The sequence below is a fragment of the Methylobacterium sp. J-118 genome (assembly GCF_057836565.1).
Map to the genome: position 1 here is coordinate 4,325,408 of NZ_JBYQFA010000001.1, position 22,124 is coordinate 4,347,531.

Annotated in this window: 16 protein-coding genes; 10 read left to right on the forward strand and 6 right to left on the reverse strand. The window is 71.4% G+C overall.

Annotation, left to right across the window (positions count from 1 at the left end; all coding sequences use genetic code 11):
- Positions 1 to 125: 125 nt before the first annotated feature.
- The 4 genes from AC3IF3_RS21155 to AC3IF3_RS21170 all read right to left on the reverse strand — a co-directional run bounded on the left by AC3IF3_RS21155 (position 126) and on the right by AC3IF3_RS21170 (position 7,911).
- On the reverse strand, positions 126 to 2,972 hold the full coding sequence (locus tag AC3IF3_RS21155; protein ID WP_489230219.1) for a bifunctional transaldolase/phosoglucose isomerase: 2,847 nt from the start codon (positions 2,970 to 2,972) through the stop codon (positions 126 to 128).
- A gap of 233 nt (positions 2,973 to 3,205) precedes the next feature.
- Positions 3,206 to 5,281 (reverse strand): transketolase, encoded by a 2,076-nt coding sequence (gene tkt / locus AC3IF3_RS21160; protein WP_489230220.1) that lies wholly within the window; start codon positions 5,279 to 5,281, stop codon positions 3,206 to 3,208.
- Complete coding sequence (locus AC3IF3_RS21165) at positions 5,278 to 7,167, reverse strand: glycoside hydrolase family 15 protein (protein ID WP_489230221.1); 1,890 nt, start codon at positions 7,165 to 7,167, stop codon at positions 5,278 to 5,280. The genes tkt and AC3IF3_RS21165 overlap by 4 nt, the downstream gene beginning before the upstream one ends.
- Positions 7,168 to 7,269: 102 nt before the next feature.
- Positions 7,270 to 7,911: a hypothetical protein gene (locus AC3IF3_RS21170; RefSeq protein ID WP_489218095.1), complete on the reverse strand. Its 642-nt coding sequence runs from the start codon at positions 7,909 to 7,911 to the stop codon at positions 7,270 to 7,272.
- Between the two features lie 236 nt (positions 7,912 to 8,147).
- Between AC3IF3_RS21170 and AC3IF3_RS21175 the strand changes: the two genes are divergently transcribed.
- From AC3IF3_RS21175 to AC3IF3_RS21220, 10 genes are all read left to right on the forward strand, one after another.
- Positions 8,148 to 8,735, forward strand: a complete 588-nt coding sequence (locus AC3IF3_RS21175; protein ID WP_243967558.1) for an ANTAR domain-containing response regulator — start codon at positions 8,148 to 8,150, stop codon at positions 8,733 to 8,735.
- A complete protein-coding gene (locus tag AC3IF3_RS21180) occupies positions 8,732 to 9,733 on the forward strand; it encodes a CmpA/NrtA family ABC transporter substrate-binding protein (RefSeq protein WP_243967557.1) in 1,002 nt (333 codons plus the stop codon). Before AC3IF3_RS21175 ends, AC3IF3_RS21180 begins: the two co-directional genes overlap by 4 nt.
- Positions 9,734 to 9,878: 145 nt before the next feature.
- The gene (locus tag AC3IF3_RS21185; RefSeq protein WP_243967555.1) at positions 9,879 to 10,040 is read left to right on the forward strand and encodes a hypothetical protein; all 162 of its coding nucleotides are present in this window, start codon (positions 9,879 to 9,881) and stop codon (positions 10,038 to 10,040) included.
- Positions 10,041 to 10,491: 451 nt separating this feature from the next.
- On the forward strand, positions 10,492 to 11,760 hold the full coding sequence (locus AC3IF3_RS21190) for an NAD(P)/FAD-dependent oxidoreductase (RefSeq protein WP_489230222.1): 1,269 nt from the start codon (positions 10,492 to 10,494) through the stop codon (positions 11,758 to 11,760).
- Between the two features lie 11 nt (positions 11,761 to 11,771).
- On the forward strand, positions 11,772 to 13,586 hold the full coding sequence (locus AC3IF3_RS21195; protein WP_243967553.1) for a NirA family protein: 1,815 nt from the start codon (positions 11,772 to 11,774) through the stop codon (positions 13,584 to 13,586).
- A complete protein-coding gene (locus AC3IF3_RS21200; RefSeq protein ID WP_489230223.1) occupies positions 13,583 to 15,187 on the forward strand; it encodes a sulfite reductase subunit alpha in 1,605 nt (534 codons plus the stop codon). The genes AC3IF3_RS21195 and AC3IF3_RS21200 overlap by 4 nt, the downstream gene beginning before the upstream one ends.
- Positions 15,188 to 15,422: 235 nt before the next feature.
- Positions 15,423 to 18,119, forward strand: a complete 2,697-nt coding sequence (locus tag AC3IF3_RS21205) for a nitrate reductase (protein ID WP_489230224.1) — start codon at positions 15,423 to 15,425, stop codon at positions 18,117 to 18,119.
- 139 nt (positions 18,120 to 18,258) lie between these two features.
- Positions 18,259 to 19,731 carry a siroheme synthase CysG gene (cysG, locus tag AC3IF3_RS21210; RefSeq protein ID WP_489218105.1) on the forward strand — a complete coding sequence of 491 codons (1,473 nt, stop codon included), beginning with the start codon at positions 18,259 to 18,261 and terminating at the stop codon, positions 19,729 to 19,731.
- Positions 19,732 to 19,883: 152 nt separating this feature from the next.
- Positions 19,884 to 20,009 (forward strand): hypothetical protein, encoded by a 126-nt coding sequence (locus AC3IF3_RS21215; protein WP_489230225.1) that lies wholly within the window; start codon positions 19,884 to 19,886, stop codon positions 20,007 to 20,009.
- 262 nt (positions 20,010 to 20,271) lie between these two features.
- On the forward strand, positions 20,272 to 20,766 hold the full coding sequence (locus AC3IF3_RS21220) for a cupin domain-containing protein (RefSeq protein ID WP_489230227.1): 495 nt from the start codon (positions 20,272 to 20,274) through the stop codon (positions 20,764 to 20,766).
- A gap of 16 nt (positions 20,767 to 20,782) precedes the next feature.
- Here AC3IF3_RS21220 and nudC read toward each other — a convergent pair whose 3' ends face one another.
- Both nudC and AC3IF3_RS21230 read right to left on the reverse strand, forming a co-directional pair.
- The gene (gene nudC, locus AC3IF3_RS21225) at positions 20,783 to 21,685 is read right to left on the reverse strand and encodes an NAD(+) diphosphatase (RefSeq protein ID WP_489230228.1); all 903 of its coding nucleotides are present in this window, start codon (positions 21,683 to 21,685) and stop codon (positions 20,783 to 20,785) included.
- A gap of 8 nt (positions 21,686 to 21,693) precedes the next feature.
- Positions 21,694 to 22,113, reverse strand: a complete 420-nt coding sequence (locus tag AC3IF3_RS21230; protein WP_489230229.1) for an HIT domain-containing protein — start codon at positions 22,111 to 22,113, stop codon at positions 21,694 to 21,696.
- Between the last annotated feature and the right edge of the window lie 11 nt (positions 22,114 to 22,124).

The following is a 22,124-nucleotide window of genomic DNA, read 5'->3' on the forward strand; positions in this document are numbered from 1 at the left end:
ACCACCCGCGGCTCTCCCTATGGCTCAGGGCGCCTGATTTGACGGCGGCTCCCTAGGACGGGCCAATCCCAGAGCCTCTCCCTCCCCCCGCAGGGCGCTGGGGGCAGGGAGGAGCCTGAGGGGACCTACGCAACCGCCGCCTTCAGCGCCGCCGCAACCCGCTTCAGACCGGCACCGAGATCGCCCTTGATGTGGACCCGCAGCGCCCGCCGTCCACGCTCGGCAAGCACGGCGAAGTCGCCGCGCGCCTGCGCGGCCACCACCGTGGCGAAGCCCAGGGACCGGCCGGGGATCGGCAGGTCCTGTGCCGGCTCGGAGGTGATCTGCAGGAACACGCCGGTGTTCGGGCCGCCCTTGTAGGCCTGTCCCGTCGAGTGCAGGAACCGCGGCCCGAATTCCAGGCAGGTCGCGACCTTGCGGGCGTCGCGCACCGCGATCCGCGCTTCTTGAAGGACCGCCGCCGTGTCGGCGTCGCGGGGCACGTAGGCCAGCAGCGCGAGATAGTCGCCGTCCTTGAGCCGGGCGAGCTGGGCCTTGAGCGCCGCCGCAAGTCCCTCGGGCGCCGCCTTCAGGCTCTCGGCATTCTGCGGGTCGGCGTAGAGGGCGAGCGCGTCGTCCTCGAAGAGCGGCGTCTCCCCGGGGAGGGCGCCCTTGGCTTCGGCCTCCGCGAACAGCTTCTTGGTCTCGACCTTGCTGGCCTCGACGTCGGGCTGGTCGAACGGGTTGATGCCGAGCACCGCGCCGGCCACGGCGGTGGCCATCTCCAGGCGGTAGAATTCCTGGGGCATCTGCTCGATGGAATCGAGGGTGATGCGGGCGATCGGGTGACCGTCCCGCTCCAGGGCGCGCAGGGCTTCGTCCTGCGCCGCCTCGGCATGCCCGTCCAGGCGCAGGTAGAGGAAGAACCGGTCGCGTCCGTAGACCGCGGGGACGCCGACCGGCTCGCCGTCCACCGGCACGAGGCCCTTGCCCTGCTTGCCGGTCGATTCGGCGATGAGCTGCTCGGCCCAGGCGCCGAAGCTCGCGAGCGGCGGCGAGGCGACGACCGTCACCTTGTCGCGCCCGGCGAGCGCCGCCGCGCCCAGGGCGGTGCCGAGCAGCACGCCCGGATTCTGGGACGGCGGCACGGCCGGGCCGCAGGAACGGACCATGATGCGCGCCGTCTCGAGGAGCGCCTTGACGTCGAGCCCCATGGCGGCGGCCGGGACGAGTCCGAAGGCCGAGAGCACCGAGTAGCGCCCGCCGATCTGCTTCACCCCGTAGAAGATTTTCTTGAACCGATCAGCCTGCGCCGCGCGCTCCATGTCGGAGCCAGGATCGGTGACGGCGACGAAGTGATCGCCGGCCCGGTCGCCGAGCGTCTCCTTCACCCGCCCCAGGAAGTAGTCGCGGAACACGTTCGGCTCCAGCGTCGAGCCGGACTTGGACGCGACGATGAACAGCGTCTTCCCGAGATCGATGCTCGCCTCGAGGGCGCGCACCTGATCGGGATGGGTGGAATCGAGGATCTGGAGCTTCGGGAAACCCTCGCGCGGGCCGTAGGTCAGGCTCAGCACCTCCGGGCCGAGGCTCGACCCGCCCATGCCCAGCACGACGGCGTCGGTGAAGCCCTCCGCCCTGACCCAGTCCGAGAAGGCGGCGTAGTCGGCGGCCTTCTCCAGCTCCCTCTCGACGATGTGGAGCCAGCCGAGCCAGCGCGCCTCGTCGTGCCCGGACCAGACCGAGGCGTCCCCCGCCCAGAGGCGGCGGATCGAGCCGCTGGCGCGCCAGGACTCGACGGTCTTCTTCGCCTCGGCCGCCAGCGCGTCGTCCATCACGAGGGTCTGGCCGTCGAGCCGGTGGCCCAGGAGCGCGGCGCGCTTGCCCGCGACCGCGCCCAGGAGGTTGTCGGCCGCGTCGATGAAGAGCTGCACGCCCTCGCGCACCAGCTGCTCGGCCACCGCCTCGATGTCGATGCCCGCCCGGGCGAGGCGGGCCATGACGGCTTCCGCCCCCGGCACGTCCTCCTCGATGGTCGCCCGCGCGGTGCCATGGTCGCGGAACGCGTCCATGGTGGCCGGCGGCATGGTGTTGACGGTGTTCGGGCCGATCAGCTCCTCGACGTAGAGCACGTCGGAATAGGCCTTGTTCTTCACCCCCGTGGAGGCCCAGAGCAGCCGCTGCGCCTTGGCGCCCTTCTCGGCCAGCGCGGTCCACTTGGACTCCGCGAAGATGCGCTTGTAGCGCTGGTAGGCGAGCTTGGCGTTGGCGATCGCGACCTTGCCCTTGAGCTGCTCCAGGGCGAGCTTCTCGTCGGGGTCGTTGGCTTGCGCGATCTTCTCGTCCAGTTGCTTGTCGACCAGCACGTCGATGCGGCTGATGAAGAAGCTCGCCACGCTGGCGATCCGCGAGACGTCGTGGCCGGCCTTCGCCCGCGCGTCGAGCCCGTCGATGAAGGCGCGGGCCACCGCCGCGTAGGCCTCCTGCGAGAACAGGAGGGTGACGTTGATCGAGATGCCCTCTTCCGTGAGCTGGCGGATCGCCGGGATGCCCTCGGGGGTGGCGGGCACCTTCACCATCAGGTTGTCGCGCGAGACCGCCTTGTGCAGGCGCCGCGCCTCGGTCAGCGTCTCCTCGGTGTCCAGCGCCAGATAGGGGGAGACCTCCAGGCTGACGTAGCCGTCGGCCCCGTCGCTCGCCTCGTAGACCGGGCGGAGCACGTCGGCCGCCGCCTGGATATCGGCGATGGCCAGACCCTCGTAGAGATCGATCACGCGGCTGTCGCCGGTCTCCTGCACGGCCCGGAGGCTGGCATCGTACTCGTCCGAGTGGCCGATCGCCTTCTCGAAGATCGACGGGTTGGAGGTGACGCCCCGCAGGCCGTCCGTCTCGACGAGCCGCTTCAGCTCGCCCTTCTGGATGAAGCCGCGGGCCACGAAATCGAGCCAGACCGCTTGATCCTGTTCGTCGTGCAGGGCCTTGAGCGCGTTCATGTCGTTTCCTCGTCTCGCGTGCCGCTTTTTGCCGGGCGCCCTCCCTCCCCCCTTTGCGGGGGAGGGTGGCCCTCGCGTCAGCGAGGGTCGGGAGAGGGGAACCCGGCTTCAGGAAAGGGTGTGACCAGCACGAAGGGCAATGCCCGATCCTGCACCGTCGCTCCCCTCTCCCGCCCCCCTTCGGGGGCCACCCTCCCCCGCAGAGGGGGGAGGGGGCCGTCGCGTATCAGTCGTTACCGCTTGTGCTTGGCCACCTGCGCCCTGGCGGCTTCCAGAACCTTCTCGGGGGTGAAACCGAACTTGGACTGGAGATCCTTGATCGGCGCCGAGGCGCCGAAGGTGCTCATGCCGATGATCGCGCCCTCGGAGCCGGCATAGCGGTCCCAGCCGATGATGCTGCCCTGCTCGACGGCGACCCGCGCCTTGACGGCCGGCGACAGCACCGCATGGCGGTAGGCCTCGTCCTGCCGCTCGAACAGGTCCCAGGAGGGCATCGACACCACCCGGGCCTTCACGCCCTCGGCCGTCAGCGCCTCGTAGGCGCCGACGCACAGCTGCACCTCGGAGCCCGAGCCGAGCAGGATCACCTCCGGCGTGCCCGCGCAATCGGCCAGAACGTAGCCGCCCTTGGCGGTGCCGGAGGCCGCGCCGAACTTGGTGCGGTCCAGGGTCGGCAGCGGCTGGCGGGAGAGGGCGAGCACGGCAGGCTGGTTCTTAAGCGAGAAGATCACCCGGTAGGATTCGGCGACCTCGTTGGCGTCGGCCGGACGCAGGGTGACGAGGCCCGGGATGCAGCGCAGCGACAGGAGCTGTTCCACCGGCTGGTGGGTCGGCCCGTCCTCGCCCACGCCGATCGAGTCGTGGGTGAAAATGTGGAAGACCGGGAGCTCCATGAGCGAGGCGAGCCGGATCGGCGGGCGCATGTAGTCGGCGAAGACCAGGAAGGTCGCCCCGTAGGCGCGCAGGCCGGAGAGGCCGAGCCCGTTCACGATCGACCCCATGGCATGCTCGCGCACGCCGAAATGCAGGTTGCGGCCGCCGGGCGAGAACGGCCCGAACGAGCCCGCGCCCTCGAAGGTCAGGTTCGACTTGTTGGACGGGGCCAGGTCGGCGGAGCCGCCGAACATGAACGGCACGTGCTGCGCGATGGCGTTGAGCACCTTGCCGGAGGATTCGCGCGTCGCCATCCCCTTGGCGTCGGGTTCGAAGACCGGAATGTCCTTGTCCCAGCCCTCGGGCAGGCGCCCCTCCAGCAGGGCGGCGAGATCCTCGGCGTGGGCGGCATCCGCCTCCCGGGCCTGGGTCAGGAGGCCCTGCCACGCGTCGTAGAGGGCGGCGCCGCGCTGGCCGATGCCATCGCGAAAATTCTCGTGGACGCCGTCCGGGACCAGGAACTGGGCGTCCTCCGGCCAGCCATAGGCGCGCTTGGCGCCCTTGACCTCGTCCACGCCCAGCGCGTCCGAATGGGCCTTGGACGTCCCCTGCTTGTTCGGCGCGCCGTAGCCGATCACCGACTTGACGATGATCAGCGTCGGCCGGTCATGGGTGGCGAGGAACGTGTCAAGCGAGCCGGTGATCGCGTGCAGGTCGTTGGCATCGGCGACGCGGAGCACCTGCCAGCCATAGGCCAGGAAGCGGGTCGCGACCTCCTCGCCGAAGGCCAGCTCGGTGTGGCCCTCGATGGTGACGGCGTTGTCGTCGTAGATCCAGCAGAGGTTGGCCAACCGCAGGTGGCCGGCCAGCGACGCCGCCTCGGAGGCCACACCCTCCATCAGGTCGCCGTCCGAGCAGATCGCGTAGACGTTGTAGTCGAACAGCGGCAGGTTCGGCCGGTTGAGGTGCTGGCTGAGGAAGCGGCTGCCCATCGCCATGCCGACCGAGTTGGCCACGCCCTGGCCGAGGGGCCCGGTGGTGGTCTCGACGCCGGTGGTGAAGTGGTATTCCGGATGGCCGGGCGTGCGGCTGTCGAGCTGGCGGAACTTCTTGATGTCCTCCAGCGCCACCGCCGGGGCGTTGCCGCCGTCGCTCTCGGCGACGTTGGCCAGATGCAGCAGCGCGTAGAGCAGCATCGAGGCGTGGCCGCAGGATAGGACGAAGCGGTCGCGATTCGGCCAATGCGGGTGCGCCGGGTCGTAGCGCAGGTAGCGGTTCCAGAGGGTGTAGGCCACGGGGGCGAGGCCCATCGGCGCGCCGGCATGGCCGGAATTGGCCTTCTGCACCGCGTCGATCGCCAGCGTCCGGATCGTGTTGATGCTGAGCGTATCGATCTCAGCGAGGGCCGCCTTGGCCGGGGTGTCAGCACCGCTCATGATGTCGCGTCTTCCAGTTCGCCTCTCGCGGTCCGCTTCGCGGCTTCGCGCTGCCGAAGGACGGCGGGAGGGGCTCCGTTGGCCTTACCACCCTGACGGTCCGCCGGCCCTTCGCCGCGCGTATAGCTGAGCAGCGTGTTGACGAGCGCGACGTGGGTGAACGCCTGCGGATAGTTACCCACAAGGCGCTTGGCATGCACGTCGTATTCCTCGCTGACGAGGCCGAGATCGGTGCAGATGCCGATGAGGCGCTCGATGATCGCCCTTGCCTCGTCCCGCCGGCCCAGGCCGATCAGGTTGTCGACGTACCAGAACGTGCAGGGCAGGAAGGCCCCCTCGTTGCCCGACAGGCCGTCGGTGACCTGCCCTTCGGTCTCGTAGCGGAGGATGAAGCCGTCCCGCATCAGCCCCTTGCCGATCGCCTCGACGGTACCGACCACCCGGGGATCGTCCTGCGGCAGGAATCCGGTATGGGCGATGAGGAGCAAACTCGCGTCCAGGGCCTTCGACCCGTAGGATTGGACGAAGCTGTTCAGCGCGGGGTCGAACCCCTTCGCGCAGACCTCCGCGTGGATCTCGTCCCGGACGGCGCGCCAGCGCTTCGCGTGCTCCTCCGTGGCGCCCGATTCGTGCATCTCGTGCATGCGCAGGGCGCGGTCGAACGCCACCCAGGCCATCACCTTGGAATGGGTGAAGTGGCGCGCGCCCCCGCGCACCTCCCAGATGCCCTCGTCGGGCCGGCGCCAGGCGCGTTCGAGGTGGCCGAGGATCGCCAGGCCGACCCGTAGCCCGTCCGCGCTCACCGGCAGGCCGCGGGCATGGGCCTGGTAGAGCGCGTCGAACAGCTCGCCGTAGACGTCGATCTGGAACTGGCCGGCGGCCGCGTTGCCGATGCGGACGGGCCGCGAATTCTCGTAGCCGGGCAGCCAGTCGAGCTCGATCTCGGGCAGCAGCCGCTCGCCGCCGATCCCGTAGAGGATGTGCGCCTGTTCCGGATTTCCGGCCACCGCCCGCTGCAGCCAGCCGAGCCAGTCGCGCGCCTCGTCGATATAGCCGCCGTCCATCAGGGCGATCAGCGTCAGCGTCGAGTCGCGCAGCCAGCAGAAGCGGTAATCCCAGTTGCGCTCGCCGCCGAGACCCTCCGGCAGGGAGGCGGTCGGCGCCGCCACGATGCCGCCGGTGGGGTCGTAGATCAGCGCCTTGAGGGTCAGAAGCGAGCGCTGGAGCATCTGATCCCAGGCCGTGCCGCCGGTGCAGCGGCTCGACCATTCGCGCCAGTGCTGATCCGTGGCGTCGAGCGCCCTGCGCGGTTCGATCGCCACCGGATCGTCCTCGTGGGAGGGGCCGTAGCTCAGGACGAACCGGTGCTTCTGCCCGGCATGGACGGTGAATTCGGCCGTCGTGGTCTGTGCGTCCGAGCCTTTGAGGTGGACATCGGTGCGCAGCACGACCTTGTGGGGGCCCGAGACGGCGCGCAGGTCACCGAGTTCCGAGCGGGACACCCAGGGCACCGCCGAGCCGTAATCGAAGCGGACCGCCATCTCCATCCGCATGGCGACGCGCCCGTGGATGCCCTCGACCAGGCGCACGAGATGCGATCCGTCGCCCACCGGCATGAAGTCGGTGACCAGGACCTCCCCCAGCCGCGTGGCGTGGCGCGTCTCGAGCACGAGGCTGCCCGGCCGATAGGACCAGCGCGTCTCGACGTGCTCCGCTTCGGGGAAGATCTTCCAGAACCCGTGCGCCTCGGTCCCGAGCAGGCTGGTGAACAGGGCCGCCGCGTCGAAGCGCGGCCAGCAGAGCCAGTCGACGCTGCCCTGCCGGCTGATCAGCGCGGCGCTGCGGCAATCGCCGACGAGTGCGTAATCCTCGATGCGTGCAGCCATCCGGCCCCGGCTCCGGTCCGCGTCCGGCTAGGACCGTCCGCTGCAATGCACCTAGGACGGGCGGCCGGCAGATCCAGGGGGATCGCCCCCGGCGGCGGCCGGTCAGCGCAGGCAGTCGGCCACCGCGAGGGAGACGGAGCCCTGGACCGCAGCAGCGCCGCTGCGCATCAGTTCGGCCGCGTCGCCCAGGACCTCGGCGGCGGGCGCCAGGGTCTCGGCGACCGTGTCGGCGAAGGGCAGGGCCGGATGCGGGATCGCGCCGCTCTCCACCGGTTCCGCGGCCTCCGCATGGGCGGCCGCGAATGGATCGGCACCGCGCTGGGGCGCCTCCGGGCACCGGCGGCCCGGGCAGGGACGCCGGGTCGCGGCGGCGAGGCGCGGCGCCGGTCGGGTCGGCACCCCGGCGTGGAGGGTCGACGCGGTTGCTCGCGGCGCCGAGGCGTCGAGCGGGAAGGCTTCGGCGAAGACCAGAGCGGCCGGGAGGCGGCCGGGTCCGGCGGGAATCGCGGTCATCGGCGCGAAGGCGGTCGGGGTGGGTGCGGACGCGACCGGCGCGAGGGATTCCGTCGTCAGCGGATCGGACAGTGCGAGATCCGCCCGCGAGGCCGGGCGGGCCGGATTTGACGACGGGCAATAGAGCGAGGCCGCGCCCAGCACGGCAACGACGATCAGCGTGGGCAGGAAGGGCATCGAGACCCGGGCGGTGCCGGCGTCCGTGAGGGCGGGCTGATCTGGCCTGCGCATCCGATTCACCGATCTCCCTGATCGCTTCGATGCCCGCAGGAGGGGCCGACAATGCGGCGGAAACGGGACCGTTTCTTTTCGCGGGCGTTGCAAGCCGCCTCGGATCGGGGGTTGGTCAGGGTTGGGGAGAAAACCCGATCGCGCTTTCCCGGAACCCCGGTGGGGGGCATATCCCTTGCTTGGCCCGGCCCGCCCGCACCGGGCCGCCGAGACGACCCGCCCCGAACCGGGCCCCGATGACCGAATCAAGCCTGACCGTCGCCGTGATCGATCCGAGCCGCGCCCGCGCGGCAATCCTGGAGGAGGGACTGCGCGCGGCCGGGGTCGGCCGCGTGGTGGTCATCCCCGACACCGTCGACCTGATGGAGCGCGTGACCGCCCTCAAGCCCGACGTGGTGGTGATCCACCTGGAGAGCCCGAGCCGGGACATCCTGGAGCAGATGTCGGGGGTCTCGCGGCAGGTGGAGCGGCCCGTCGCCATGTTCGTCGACCGCTCGGACACCACCATGATGCAGGCCGCCGTGGATGCCGGGATCTCGGCCTACGTGGTGGACGGGCTGCGGGCGGAGCGGATCAAGTCGATCCTCGACATCGCGATCCTCCGCTTCAACGCCTTCGCGCGCCTGCAGCGTGAGTTGTCGGAGGCCCGGGGCGAGCTCGCCGACCGCAAGCTGATCGAGCGGGCCAAGGGGATCCTGATGAGCCTGAAGGGCCTCTCGGAGGACGAGGCGTACAAGCAGCTGCGCCGCAAGGCCATGAACGAGAAGCGCAAGATCGCCGACATCGCCCGGGCGATCGTCACCACCGCGGACCTGCTCGGATGAGGCTCCAGCTCGGCTACGTCCCGCTCTGCGACGCCGCCCCCCTGATCGCGGCGCACGAACTCGGCTTCGCCCGGGCCGAGGGCCTCGAACTCGACCTCACGGCCGAGCCGTCCTGGGCGACCCTGCGCGACCGGCTGGCGCTCGGGCACCTCGACGGCGCCCACATGCTGGCACCGCTGGCGCTGGCGAGCCGCCTGTCCCTGTCGGGTCCGCCCTCCGACCTGATCGTTCCGATGCAGCTGAGCGTCAACGGCAACGCCATCACCCTGTCGCGCAGCCTCTGGGCCGCGATGGCGCCGGAAAGCGAGCGTCCCGGCGACGTCGCCCGGGCCTTCGCCCGGGAGGCGGAGGCGCGCCGCGCCGCGGGCCGGCCGCTGACCCTGGGCACCGTCCACCCGTTCTCGTGCCACAGCTACCAGCTGCGGCTGTTTGCGGAGGCCGGCGGGCTCGACCCGGGCGCGTTCCGCACCGTCGTGGTCCCGCCCCAGTACAGCGTCGAGACCCTCGCCCGGGGCCTGGTCGACGGGTTCTGCGCGGGTGCCCCGTGGAACGACGTGGCGGTGGCAGCCGGGCACGGGCGGATCGCGGTGCTCGGCAGCGCGCTGGCCCCGGACGCCCCCGAGAAGGTGCTGGCGGTGTCCGAGCGCCTCGACGGCACGATCCTCCCGCTGGTCCGGGCGGTGGCCCGGGCCGGGCGGTGGTGCGCCGATCCGGACAACCGCACGGAACTGGCGCACCGCCTCGCACGGCGGAGCTACCTCGACCTCGATGAGGCGATCGTCGGCCTTTCCCTGCCGGGCGGGGCGCCGGCCCCGGCGGCCACCGGCGCGGCCCTCGGCTTCGGCGCCGCAATCCAGGAGCCGCGTTTCGCGGACGCGCGATGGCTCCTCGCGCAGATGCAGGCCGCGCGGCAGGTGGTCGATCCGACCGGTTTCGAAGCCGCGATCCCCACGGTCTACAGGCCCGATCTCTATCGGGTGGCGGCGGACGACCTCTGAGGCGCGCGACAGCCGCTGATTTTCGTCACCGGCGGGCCTCATCAGGGCGACATGGACTGGAACGTCGTGCGGCCCGACCCGTTGTGTCGATGCCATGCCCGGATGCCGCAAACTCGATACTGGCTCGTACCCGTCGCATCCGCGGATGCGCGACGAGCTTCGCCGTCACGTCCAGCGGGGCGGCAGGACCCCGCGGGCGAGCAACGATAACCGGCGCGCCGGTACCAACCGCAACTGGTACTGGGTCCTCTTGGTCGGAGCGATGCCGACCCTCGGCCTGCTGGCGGTTCTCTCCACCCTCATCTGATCAGAATCTCCGGTCTGACCGGACTGATTCCTCGCGCCTGCCCCGATGCGCTCGGAGGCTGCGGACTCAACGTCGCGTCCATGCGGCGTCTCCGGACCAGACCCGGCGCACCCCGGTGCCGCGCGCTGTCGTTCAGGTAACGGGCGACTGATCATTTAACCGGCGTGCGCCCGCTTTTTGTGCAGCGCACAGGGCGGGCCCGGGCGGATCCCGGCCCTGCGGCCGAAACGCATCCTGCCTTTCCGGTCCGCGACTTAAGCACCTGGCGCCGTCTCTGGCACGGAAGCTGCTACCTCACATGGGTCCGTCAACGGCGACGGGCAGCGCCGTCAGCGAGGCCGCTGATCCGGTTCTCCTGAGGCTGAAGCCGGCTGGGAGATCACCGGCAGCGGCTTTTTCGTGGGCGGTCCGCCAACGACCCTGCAATCGAGGTTCCAGACACGAACGAGCGATGGCGACATCCCCTTTGGACACCCGCGTACCCGACGCGCGCGCCGAAACCGGCCTGCCGCGTGAGAGACTCGTCGTCGTCGGCAACGGCATGGCCTCGCTGCGCTTCCTCGAGCGCCTGACCGAGGATTGCCGCGACCGTTTCGACGTCACCTGCGTCGGCGCCGAACCGCAGGCCGCCTACAACCGGGTCCTGCTCTCCTCGCTGCTCGGCGGCGAAGTCGATGAGGCAGCCTGCGAATTCCGCGGCCTCGACTGGTACGCGGCCCACGGCATCCGCCTGATCACCGGCGCGCCGGTCACGCAGATCGACCGGGAGAACGCCCTGGTCATGGTCGGCGAGACCCATGTCCTTCCCTTCGACAAGCTGGTCCTGGCGGTCGGGTCGCTCCCGATCCGCCTGCCGAAACCCGGGATGGACCTCCCGGGGGTGATTACCTTCCGCGATCTGGCCGACGTGGCGGCGATCCGCCGGGCGGCCGTCCAGCATGCCCGGGCGATCGTCATCGGCGGGGGCCTGCTCGGCCTCGAGGCCGCGGTCGGGCTGGCGCGCCTGGGTGTCGACACGACCCTGCTCCACGTCATGGACCGGCTGATGGAGCGCCAGCTCGATCACCACGCCGCCGGGCTGGTCAAACGTGCCATGGAGGCCCGGGGCGTCCGGGTGATCCTGCAGGCCGACACCGACCGGATCGAAGGCGATGGCCGGGTCGAACGCCTCGTCCTGAAGGACGGGACCGTGCTCCCGGCCGGGCTCGTGGTGATGTCGGTGGGCGTGCGGCCGTCCGTGGGGCTGGCGCAGGCGGCGGGTTTGGAGATCGGCCGCGGCATCAAGGTCGACGACCGGTTGACCACCTCGGACCCGCGCATCTTCGCCCTGGGCGAGTGCGCCGAGCACCGCGGGCTCGTCTACGGGCTGGTCGAGCCCGCCTACGAGCACGCCGAAACGCTCGCCCGCCACCTCGCCGGCCAGCCGGCCGAGTACCGGGGCACCGCGCTCTCCACCAGCCTCAAGGTCTCGGGCCTTCCGGTCTTCTCCGCCGGGACCGTCGACACCCCGGACGATGCCGAGGCGATCGTGCTGTCCGATCCCGGCGCCGGCCTCTACCGCAAGCTGCTGCTGCGGGACGGAAAACTGATCGGTGCCGTCTTCGTGGGCGACATCGCCGAGCAGGGCGCCTGCAAGGGCCTGATCCGCTCCGGCGACCCCATCGAGAACGTCGACGATCTGATGTTCGGGCGCCCCGCGTCCGAGCCGCTGGCCGCTTAGAGGAGGCGCGGATGTCCGAGACCCCGACACAGACCGAAGCGAGCGCCTTCGACGCGGAGCAGAAGCGCTACCTCGAAGGCTTCGCGTCCGGCATCGCCGCAATCCGCATGACCGGCGGCCTGGCCGGCGGCGCCGGGGCGGCCGCGCCGCCCGCCGAGCCCACCGGCCCGGACGCGATCCACATCAAGGCGCAGGACAAGACCGTCAAGGACGGCGGCAAGCTCTGCGAGCAGGAGAAGTGGAAGCGCGCGGAGAGTCCCTTCGAGGGTCACAACCGCCTGATCCAGGAGGCCGCCGCCGGCAAGCAGCCGAAGCCCGAGGACAATTTCCGCTGGCGCTACCACGGCCTGTTCTGGGTCGCGCCGAACCAGGTCTCGTACATGTGCCGGCTGCGGATCCCGAACGGGATCCTGCACCATTGGCAATTCGCCGGCGTCGCCGACCTCGCTGACCAGCATGGCGGCGGCTATGTCCACGTGACGACGCGGGCCAACCTTCAGGTGCGCGAGATCGGCCCGGAACACGCCCAGCCGTTCCTCGACGGGCTCACCGATATCGGCCTGACCGCCCGGGGCTCGGGCGCCGACAACATCCGAAACGTCACCGGCTCGTCCACGGCCGGGATCGACGCGCAGGAACTGCTGGACACGCGCCCGCTCGCCAAGTCCTGGCACAATTGGATCCTCAACGACCGCTCGCTCTACGGCCTGCCGCGCAAATTCAACGTCGCCTTCGACGGCAGCGGCGTGATGCCGACGCTGGAGGAGACCAACGATATCGGCTTCCAGGCGGTGGAGGTGCTGGAGGGCGCCGCGGTGCCGCCGGGCATTTACATGCGCCTCGTCCTCGGGGGCATCTCGGGTCACCGGGACCTCGCCCGCGACACCGGCATCGTGCTCAAGCCCGAGGCGTGCAACGCGGTCGCGGACGCGATCATCCGGGTGTTCATCGAGAACGGCGACCGGACCAACCGCAACAAGAGCCGGATGAAGTACGTCCTCGACGCCTGGGGTTTCGACACGTACCTCGCCGCCGTCGAGGAGAAGCTCGGTCGCAAATTCGACCGGGTCGCGCCGGAGCACGTGGCGCCGCGCAAGCCCACCGACCGCTACGCCCATGTCGGCGTCCACGCGCAGAAGCAGCCGGGCCTCAACTGGATCGGCGTGGTCCTGCCGGTCGGCAAGATGACCAGCGATCAGGTCCGGGCGCTGGCCGAGATCGCCCGCGACTGCGGCGACGGCCAGATCCGTCTCACCGTCTGGCAGAACTTCATCTTCTCCGGCGTGCCGGACGCGAGGGTCGCCGAGGTCGAGGCCCGGGTCGAGGCGCTGGGGCTCTCCACCAGGGCGGCGGGCATCCGCTCCGGCCTCGTGGCCTGCACGGGCGCCCGGGGCTGCAAGTTCGCCGCCTCGGACACGAAGGGCCACGCCCTGGTCATCGCCGACCATGTCGAGGCGGCCGTCCCGGACCTCGACGTGCCCGTGAACGTCCACCTCACCGGCTGCCATCACAGCTGCGCCCAGCACTATATCGGCGATATCGGGCTGATCGGCGCCAAGGTCGTCGTCTCGGAAGAGGGCGATACCGTCGAGGGCTACGACATCGTGGTCGGCGGCGGCTTCGCCGAGAACCCGAAGATCGGCACCGAGATCTGGAAGGCCGTGAAGGCCGAGGATTGCCCCTCCCGCGTCGAGGCGCTGCTGCGCGCCTATCTCGACCGCCGCCAGGGGCCCGAGGAGAGCTTCCAGGCCTTCACCGGCCGCACCGGTGCGGAGGCGCTCCGCGACGCCGCCGAGGACCAGCCCGCCCTAAAGGTCGCCGCATGAGCCAGCACGTCTCGCCGCCCCTCGTCCTGATCCCCGAGACCGCCCCGTTCAACGAGGACCAGCGCGCTTGGCTCTCGGGCTACTTCGCGGCGCTCCTCGGCCCGGCCGTCGCGGGTGCCACCGCGCTGGCGCCGGGTGAGGCCCCGCCCGGCGGCCCGCGGCTGGCCGACAACGACGATGCACCCTGGCACGACCCCTCCGTCCCGATCGGCGACCGGATGGACATGGCCAAGGACCGGCCCGAGCCGCAGAAGCTCATGGCCGCCATGGCCCAGCAGGATTGCGGCCAGTGCGGCTACAACTGCGCCGACTATGCCAACGCGATCTTCCTCAAGAACGAGGCGCGCCTGAATCTTTGCCAGCCCGGCGGCAAGGAGACCCTGCGCATGCTCAAGAAGCTGGAGGAGGAATTCGGCGCCGCCTCCGGCGCACCCGCTGCTCCGAAGGCGGACGACAAGTCCCCGACGGCCGCCACCGATCTCGGGCCGCTCGGCTATTGCCGCGAGAACCCGGTGGAGGCGCTGTTCCTGTCCCGCCGCCGCCTCAACGAGCCGGGCGGCGAGAAGGAGACGTGGCATATCGAGATCGGCCTCGACGACACGCCGATCCGGTACGAGGTCGGCGATTCCCTGGGCCTGTTCCCCGCCAACGCCCCGGCGCTGGTGGACGCGGTGATCGCCGAGCTGGGCGCCCGCCCGGAACGGGTCATCGGCGCCAGGACCCTGCGCGAGCACCTGCTGATCAACTACGCCCTGGGCGCGGCACCCGACAATCTCTACCAGCTCCTGTCGCTCCTCACCTCGGGGGCGGCCCGCAAGAAAGCGCAGGCCTTGGCCTCCGGCGAGGATCCCGACGGCGACGCCACCTATCTCGACGTGCTCGGCGCCCTGCACAAGTTCCCCGGCGCGCGGCCCGACGCGGAGGTCTTCCTGGAGGCGCTGGACGAGCTCCAGCCGCGCCTCTACTCGATCTCGTCCTCGCCCAAGATGGACGTCGGCCGGGTGTCCCTGACGGTGGACGCGGTGCGCTACAACCACCGCTCGCGGCTGCGGCTCGGGGTGGCCTCGACCCATCTCGGCGAGCGACTCCCCGAGCAGACCCGGGTCAAGGTCTACCTCCAGAAGGCCCACGGCTTCGGGCTGCCGGCCGACCTGTCGAAGGACGTGATCATGTGCGGCCCCGGCACCGGCATCGCGCCGTTCCGGGCGTTTTTGCGCGAGCGCGCCGCGACGCAGGCATCCGGCCGGAACTGGCTGTTCTACGGCCACCAGCGGCAGGCCTCGGACTTCTTCTACAAGGACGAGCTGACCAGGCTGAAGGACGACAAGGTGCTCACCCGCCTGTCGCTCGCCTGGTCCCGGGACGGCACGGAGAAGACCTACGTCCAGGACCGGATGCGCGAGAACGGCGCCGAGCTGTGGAAGTGGCTGGAGGGCGGCGCGCATTTCTACGTCTGCGGCGATGCCAAGCGCATGGCCAAGGACGTGGAGCGGGCGATCATCGACGTGGCGGCCAGCCACGGCGGCAAGAACCCCGAGGATGCGGTGGCATATTTCGCCGCGCTGAAGAAGGCCGGGCGCTACCAGGCCGACGTGTACTGATCAGCCAAAACCCTCCCCCCCCCTCTGTGGGGAAGGGTGCCCGGCGGATGCGGGGCGGGAGAGGGGCAGCGCGACGGTTCAGGATCTGGCTTCCGACGCGACCCCTCCGGATCCGGCGCTCCCCTCTCCCGACCCTCGCTGACGCGGGGGCCACCCTCCCCCGCAGAGGGGGGAGGGAGCACGCGGCCCGCCTCTTGCGGGCGCCGTCGGACACGAGACTTTCGAGGACCCAGCCATGCTTCAGCCCGTGGCAGACCCGGCAGTGCGGACCACCTGCCCCTATTGCGGGGTCGGATGCGGCGTGCTCGCGACACCGGACGGGCAGGGGGGCGCCGCCATCGCGGGCGATGCCGAGCACCCGGCCAATTACGGCCGCCTGTGCTCCAAGGGCTCGGCGCTGGGCGAGACCCTGTCGCTGGAGAACCGCCTGCTCCACCCACAGGTCGACGGGGCGCGGGTCTCGTGGGACGCGGCCCTCGACACCGTGGTGGGAAAGCTCCGCGCGGTCGCCGATGAGCACGGGCCGGACGCCATCGCCTTCTACCTCTCGGGGCAATTGCTCACCGAGGATTACTACGTCGCCAACAAGCTCGCGAAGGGCTTCATCGGCACGCCGCACGTGGACACCAATTCGCGGCTGTGCATGTCGAGCGCGGTCGCGGCCCACCGCCGGGCCTTCGGCTCCGACACCGTGCCGGGCTGCTACGAGGATCTCGACGAGGCCGACCTGATCGTGCTGGTCGGCTCCAACACCGCCTGGTGCCATCCGGTCCTGTTCCGGCGCATGGCCGACGCGAAGGCAAGGCGGGGCACCAAGTTCGTGGTGATCGACCCCCGCCGGACCCAGACCGCGCAGGAATCCGACCTGTTCCTCGGGATCCGGCCGGGCACCGACGTGGCCCTGTTCTCGGGGCTCCTCGTCTACCTGTCGGATAACGGGTTTCGCGATCGCGCCTTCGTGGAGTCCCACACGGCCGGGCTCGACGGCGCCCTGGAGCGCGCCCGCCTGATCGCACCGGACGCCGCGGCCGTCGCCGCCGCGACGGGGGTGCCGGAGGCCGACATCGCGGCGTTCTACGCCCTGTTTTCCGGCACCCGCCGGGTGGTCACGGCCTTCTCGCAGGGGGTGAACCAGTCGGCACAGGGGACCGACAAGGGCAACAGCATCATCAACTGCCACCTGATCACCGGCCGCATCGGCGAGACCGGGATGGGGCCGTTCTCGCTGACCGGCCAGCCCAACGCCATGGGCGGGCGCGAGGTCGGCGGGCTGGCCAACATGCTGGCCGCGCACATGCACTTCGCCCCCGAGGAGGTCGACCGGGTGCGCCGCTTCTGGGGCGCGCCCCGGATCATCACCGGCGAGGGCATGAAGGCGGTCGCCCTGTTCGAGGCGGTCGCCAAGGGCAAGATCAAGGCCCTCTGGGTGATGGGCACCAACCCGCTGGTCTCGATGCCGCGGGCCGACCTGATCCGGGATGCGCTCGGCGGCCTCGACCTCTACGTGGTCTCCGAGGCGGTGGCGGATTCCGACACCGCCCGCGGCCTCGGCAAGACGACGGTGCTGCTGCCCGCGCAGGGCTGGGGCGAGAAGGACGGCACCGTCACCAATTCCGAGCGGCGGATCTCCCGCCAGCGCCGCTTCCTCGACAGCCCCGGCGAGGCCCGCCCCGACTGGGCGGTGCTCGCGGAGGTCGGCCGCCGGCTCGGCCACGGCCGGGCCTTCGCGTTCGACTCCGCCGCCGCGATCTTCCGCGAGCATGCCGGGCTCTCGGCCTACGAGAACAACGGCACGCGCGACTTCGACCTCGGCGCGCTCGCCGACCTCAGCGACGCCGCCTACGACGTGAACCTGCCGGTGCAGTGGCCGATCCCGAAGCGCTCCGGGCCGCGCGGCGCCCCGCAGGGCAAGGCCCGGCTGTTCGGCGACGGGCGGTTCTACACCTTCGACCAGAGGGCCCGCTTCGTGGCGGTGCAGCCGCCCGGCCTCGCCCTGGCGGTCTCGGAGGCGTTCCCGTTCGTGCTCAACACTGGCCGGGTGCGCGACCACTGGCACACCATGACCCGCACCGGGAAGAGCCAGCGCCTGTCCGCACACCGCGCGGTCCCGTTCGTCGAGGTCCACCCGGACGACGCGGCGGCCCATGGCCTCGCCGACGGCGGCATCGCGCGGCTGACCACCGCGCACGGCGAGGCGGAGCTGGAGGTGACGGTCACCGACACGGTGGTGCCGGGCAACGTGTTCATGCCGATGCACTGGGGCGGCGCCTTCGCGTCGCGGGCCCGGGTCGGCGCCCTGGTGCGCGGCATGCCCGATCCGGTGTCCGGCCAGCCCGAGCTGAAGGCGACGCCGGCCGCCGTGGCGCCGGTGGCCTACCGGGCCCGCGGCTTCCTGATGACCCGCCGGCAGGTGGATTTGCCCGAGGGCTGGTGGTGGGCGCGGGCGGCGATCACCGGCGGCTGGGGCGTGCAGTTCGCCACGCAGGACAGCTCCCGGGCCGTGGCGCTGATGGTGCGCGGCCTGATCCAGAGCGAGGCCCTGGCGGGCTGCGAACTGGCGGAATATGCCGATCACGCCCGGGACCGGTACCGCTGCGCGGTCTATGACGGCGCGCGCCTCGTCGCGTGCCTCGCCTACGCGCCCGCGGCGGAGCGGCCGGACTGGGAGGCGGCCAAGGCCCTGTTCGCCGCCGAGGAACCCGAGAGCGCCGAGCGACGGGCGCTGCTCTCGGGCCGGGCCGCGACCGCCTCGGCGGGGCCCGTGGTCTGCGCCTGTCACGGGGTCGGCGCCGACGTGATCACCGCGACGATCGCCGCGGGGGCCGGATCCGTGGAGACGGTGGGCGCCGCCTGCAAGGCCGGCACGAATTGCGGCTCCTGCATACCGGAGATCCGCAAGATGCTCGCCGGGCAAACCGCCCGCGCGGCGTGATTGTTTGGTATATTCGCCGGTGAGGACCGATCGGCCCGTCCCGCCAGCCCCTCCTCTTAGGGTGCGGACGCGAAGCGGCGCCCCAGGACGAGGGTGTCCGGCGGGATGACCGGCACGAGGCAGACTTCAGGACAGAGCCGTGACCGATACCCCCCTGCGCGCCGCCCGCGCGCCCCGCGAGACCAAGGCCGCCGGCCTGGAGCCGCTGGCGGTGCTGCCCGTCTTCGTGCCCCTGCGCGGCAAGCGCGTGGTCCTGGCCGGCTCCTCCGGCGGGGCACCCTGGAAGGTGAAGGTGCTGGCCGCGGCCGGCGCCCATGTCGACGTCTACGCCCCCGAGCCCGGCGAGGAGCTGCGCGCGGTCCCGGGCGAGATCGTCGACGGGCAGGTGGTGCTGCACGAGCGCGCCTGGACCCCCGACGACCTCTGGGGCGCGGCCTTCTGCATCGGCGCCCTGGAGGACGAGGCCGAGTGCGTCGCCTTCGTGGTGGCTGCCCGCGGGGCCGGGGCCATCGTCAACGCGGTCGACCGGCCGCATCTCTGCGACGTGAAGTTCGGCGCCATCGTCAACCGCTCGCCGCTGGTGGTGGGCATCTCCACGGAGGGCGCCGCCCCGGTCTTCGGCCAGACCGTGCGGGCCCGGATCGAGGCGATGCTGCCCCGGGGCTTCGCCCGCTGGGTCGCGGCCGCCCGGGACTGGCGCGACGGCGTCACGGCGCGCTTCCACGGGTTCGCCGAACGGCGCGTCTTCTGGGAGCGCTTCACCGAGCGCGCCTTCGCGGAGCCCGACCGGGCACCCTCGGAGCAGGACCTCGCCGAGCTGCTCGGGGAGACCGAGGCCGCACCGAAGGGCGGTGCGGTGACGCTGGTTGGGGCCGGCCCCGGGGACGCGGAACTCCTGACCCTCAAGGCGCTCCGGGCGCTCCGCAACGCCGACGTGATCCTGTACGACGACCTCGTCGCCCCTGAGATCCTGGACTACGCCCGCCGCGAGGCGCGGACGATGCTCGTCGGCAAGACCGGCCACGGCCCGTCCTGCCGCCAGGACGACATCAACGCGCTGATGGTGCAGCTCGCCCGCACGGGCAAGCAGGTGGTGCGGCTCAAATCCGGCGATCCGCTGGTCTTCGGCCGGGCCGGCGAGGAGATCGAGGCCTGCCGGGCCGCCGGCATCCCGGTTACCGTGGTGCCGGGGGTCTCGGCGGCGCAGGGGGCGGCGGCCTCCCTCGGCCTGTCCCTGACCCATCGCGACGCCGCGCGCCGGCTCCAGTTCGTCACCGGCCATGACCGCCGCGGCGACCTCCCGGACGACCTGAACTGGGGGGCGCTGGCCGATCCGAGCGTCACGACCGTGGTCTACATGCCCAAGCGCACCCTGCGGGCGCTGCTCGCCCGGGCGGTGGCGGAGGGGCTGGCCCCCTCGACCCCGGCGCTCCTGGTCTTCAACGCCACCCGCCCGAACCAGCAGGCCCTGCGCGGCACCGCGGCCGACCTCGCCGACCGCGTCGAGGCCGCGGGCCTCGACGGGCCGGCGCTGCTGATGGTCGGCGAGGCGTTCTCGGAGATGCGGGGTGCCGCGCAGGTCGAGACCGCGCCGGAGCGGGTGGCGATCTGAAGTGGTTTGAAGCCTTCGCGCACCGCGCCAGATTCCGGCCCTGAAACCGGTATCGAATGTGCTCGACGCAGCACCCGGCGGGGCGTGAGACGCAGACCGTCCTGGCGAACGTGGCTGCCAGCGTATCAGACCTGAAGAGGAGCCCCGCCGCCGTGGTGAGCGAGGCGCAGGGTGAAACGGTCGCGATCCTCAACCACAACCGGGTGATGGCCCACATGGTCGCGCCCGCCGCCTACGAGGCGATGATGGATCTGATCGCCGATGCCGCGCGGCGTTGAGCGGGTCTCCCGTGTCAGCGACGCGGCGATCACCGAGATCGCGGCCGCCAAGCACCGCCGGGAAGCGGTGTACCGGATGGCCCGGACGCGACGAGTGTCGCGCCACGCAGCAGCAGGTTCGAGGAGGCCGCGGTCACGATGGGCGGGCCCGCGACGATGTGTTTCGTCAGCCGGTGCTGTGAAGCCGCCGGGCCTGCACCAGAACAGGGCCGGGGGCCTGGACCCTCGCGACAGAACCCTCAAGAGATCCGGGAGGCGCGCGATGAGAAAACAGTTTTGGCTCGGTGCTGCGGCCCTGCTCGCGGTGGCCGGTCCGGCCCTGGCGGCGGACCAGGACGCGGGCGGGATGGTGGTGAAGCCCGACGCGGCGTCGGTCCGCTACGAGCCGGGGCCGCCGAACCTGCCCAAGGGCACGCTGATCAGCCGCGTCGCCGGGGATCCGGCCCAGCCCGGGCCGTTCGTGCTGCGGCTCAAGTTCCCGGCCCACACGGTGATCGCGCCGCACACGCATGCGAAGCCCGAAACGCTGACGATCCTGTCGGGGTCGATCTACCACGCGCACGGGCGCACCCTGGACAGGACGAAGGGCGCGGCGCTGACGGCGGGTGGCTTCGTCTACCTGCCGGAGGACATGCCGCATTCCCTCTGGACCACCGACGAGCCGGTGGAGCTGCAGGTCAACGGCTCCGGCCCGTTCGGGCTGAACTACATCGACCCCGCCGACGATCCGAGCCGGCGCAGCGGCGGTCCGGGCTGACCCGGCCGCGGAACGATCAGGTCTCGCCGGCCACGAAGGCCCGCATCAGGTAGTGGGCGATCGCCATGGGCGGCGGGGCCTGGATCCCCTCGGGATGGCTCCCCGCCAGCATCGCGGCGACGGCGGCGCGGTCGAACCATCGCGCATCCTCCAGCTCCTTCGGATCGGTCACGATGGCCTCGTCGAGGGCCTCCGCGGCGCAGCCCAGCATCAGCGAGGACGGGAACGGCCAGGGCTGCGAGGTCCGGTAGGTGACGGCACCGACGCGGATGCGCGTTTCCTCGAACACCTCGCGGCGCACCGCGTCCTCAATCGTCTCGCCGGGCTCCAGGAAGCCCGCGAGGCAGGAATACATCTGCGGTCGGAAGTGCGGGCCGCGGCCGAGCAGGCAGGCATCGCCCCGGCGCACCAGCATGATCACCACGGGATCGACCCGGGGGAAGTGGTGCGCGGCACAGGTGGGGCATTCCCGACGGAAGCCCCCGGCCCGCACCACGGTCGCGGTGCCGCAATTGGCGCAGAAGCCGTGGCGGGCGTGCCAGTCGAGCATCGACTTGGCCACCGCCAGGAGGCCCAGCTCCTCCGCCTCCACGGCCGATTCCGTGGCGATGCTGCGCAGGTCGAGGGTCCGGACCTCGTCGCCCGCGAAGCGCTCCGCGACCTCGGCCGGAGCGGCGGCCGCGAAGACCGGCCGCCCGTCCCGATGGCCGAGGAAGACCCGCGGGCCGTCGGCGAGGTCGGCGGCGTCGCCGGGGGCGATCAGCGCGGTGGCGCCACGCAGGACGATCCTGTCGCCGCACAGGAGGACCAGGTGGGCATCGGGCGCATCGAAGGCGGGCACGGCCTCCTCAGGCTGCTCGGCCGAATGGCGGTCGAGGCGGTTCCGGACGAAGCCCAGGGTGTCGCGGGGATCGGTCATGCGAGGGATCAGGCTGCGGAGAACAGGGCGCCGGCGCGCTCGATGAGCTGGGCACGGGCGTGGAGCGGGTAGGGCGTGCGGGTCCCGACGCCCCAGACCGGACCGGGCCAGGCCGGATCCGAGCGGAAGCGGCCGACCACGTGGACATGGAGCTGGGCCACGACGTTGCCGAGGGCGGCGACGTTGACCTTGTCGGGCTTGGCCAGCCCCTGCATGACCCCGGTGGCGAGGCGGATCTCGTGCCACAGGGCGTCCGAGTCCGGACCGGACAGATCGATGATCTCGGTGACGTCGGCGCGGCGCGGCACCAGGATCAGCCAGGGGAACCGGGCATCGTCCATCAGCAGCACGCGGCACAGGGCGAGGTCGCCCATCTCGACGGTGTCGGCGGCCAGTCGCGGATCGAGGGTGAAGGCGGAATCGGTCATGATCGACCGAT

What these genes read in the sequence shown, in the direction of transcription:
- AC3IF3_RS21155 (WP_489230219.1), bottom strand. Translation starts at nt 2,972, where the DNA reads ATGAACGCGCTCAAGGCCCTGCACGACGAACAGGATCAAGCGGTCTGG.
- tkt (WP_489230220.1), bottom strand. Translation starts at nt 5,281, where the DNA reads ATGAGCGGTGCTGACACCCCGGCCAAGGCGGCCCTCGCTGAGATCGAT.
- AC3IF3_RS21165 (WP_489230221.1), bottom strand. Translation starts at nt 7,167, where the DNA reads ATGGCTGCACGCATCGAGGATTACGCACTCGTCGGCGATTGCCGCAGC.
- AC3IF3_RS21170 (WP_489218095.1), bottom strand. Translation starts at nt 7,911, where the DNA reads ATGCGCAGGCCAGATCAGCCCGCCCTCACGGACGCCGGCACCGCCCGG.
- AC3IF3_RS21175 (WP_243967558.1), top strand. Translation starts at nt 8,148, where the DNA reads ATGACCGAATCAAGCCTGACCGTCGCCGTGATCGATCCGAGCCGCGCC.
- AC3IF3_RS21180 (WP_243967557.1), top strand. Translation starts at nt 8,732, where the DNA reads ATGAGGCTCCAGCTCGGCTACGTCCCGCTCTGCGACGCCGCCCCCCTG.
- AC3IF3_RS21185 (WP_243967555.1), top strand. Translation starts at nt 9,879, where the DNA reads ATGCGCGACGAGCTTCGCCGTCACGTCCAGCGGGGCGGCAGGACCCCG.
- AC3IF3_RS21190 (WP_489230222.1), top strand. Translation starts at nt 10,492, where the DNA reads ATGGCGACATCCCCTTTGGACACCCGCGTACCCGACGCGCGCGCCGAA.
- AC3IF3_RS21195 (WP_243967553.1), top strand. Translation starts at nt 11,772, where the DNA reads ATGTCCGAGACCCCGACACAGACCGAAGCGAGCGCCTTCGACGCGGAG.
- AC3IF3_RS21200 (WP_489230223.1), top strand. Translation starts at nt 13,583, where the DNA reads ATGAGCCAGCACGTCTCGCCGCCCCTCGTCCTGATCCCCGAGACCGCC.
- AC3IF3_RS21205 (WP_489230224.1), top strand. Translation starts at nt 15,423, where the DNA reads ATGCTTCAGCCCGTGGCAGACCCGGCAGTGCGGACCACCTGCCCCTAT.
- AC3IF3_RS21220 (WP_489230227.1), top strand. Translation starts at nt 20,272, where the DNA reads ATGAGAAAACAGTTTTGGCTCGGTGCTGCGGCCCTGCTCGCGGTGGCC.
- nudC (WP_489230228.1), bottom strand. Translation starts at nt 21,685, where the DNA reads ATGACCGATCCCCGCGACACCCTGGGCTTCGTCCGGAACCGCCTCGAC.
- AC3IF3_RS21230 (WP_489230229.1), bottom strand. Translation starts at nt 22,113, where the DNA reads ATGACCGATTCCGCCTTCACCCTCGATCCGCGACTGGCCGCCGACACC.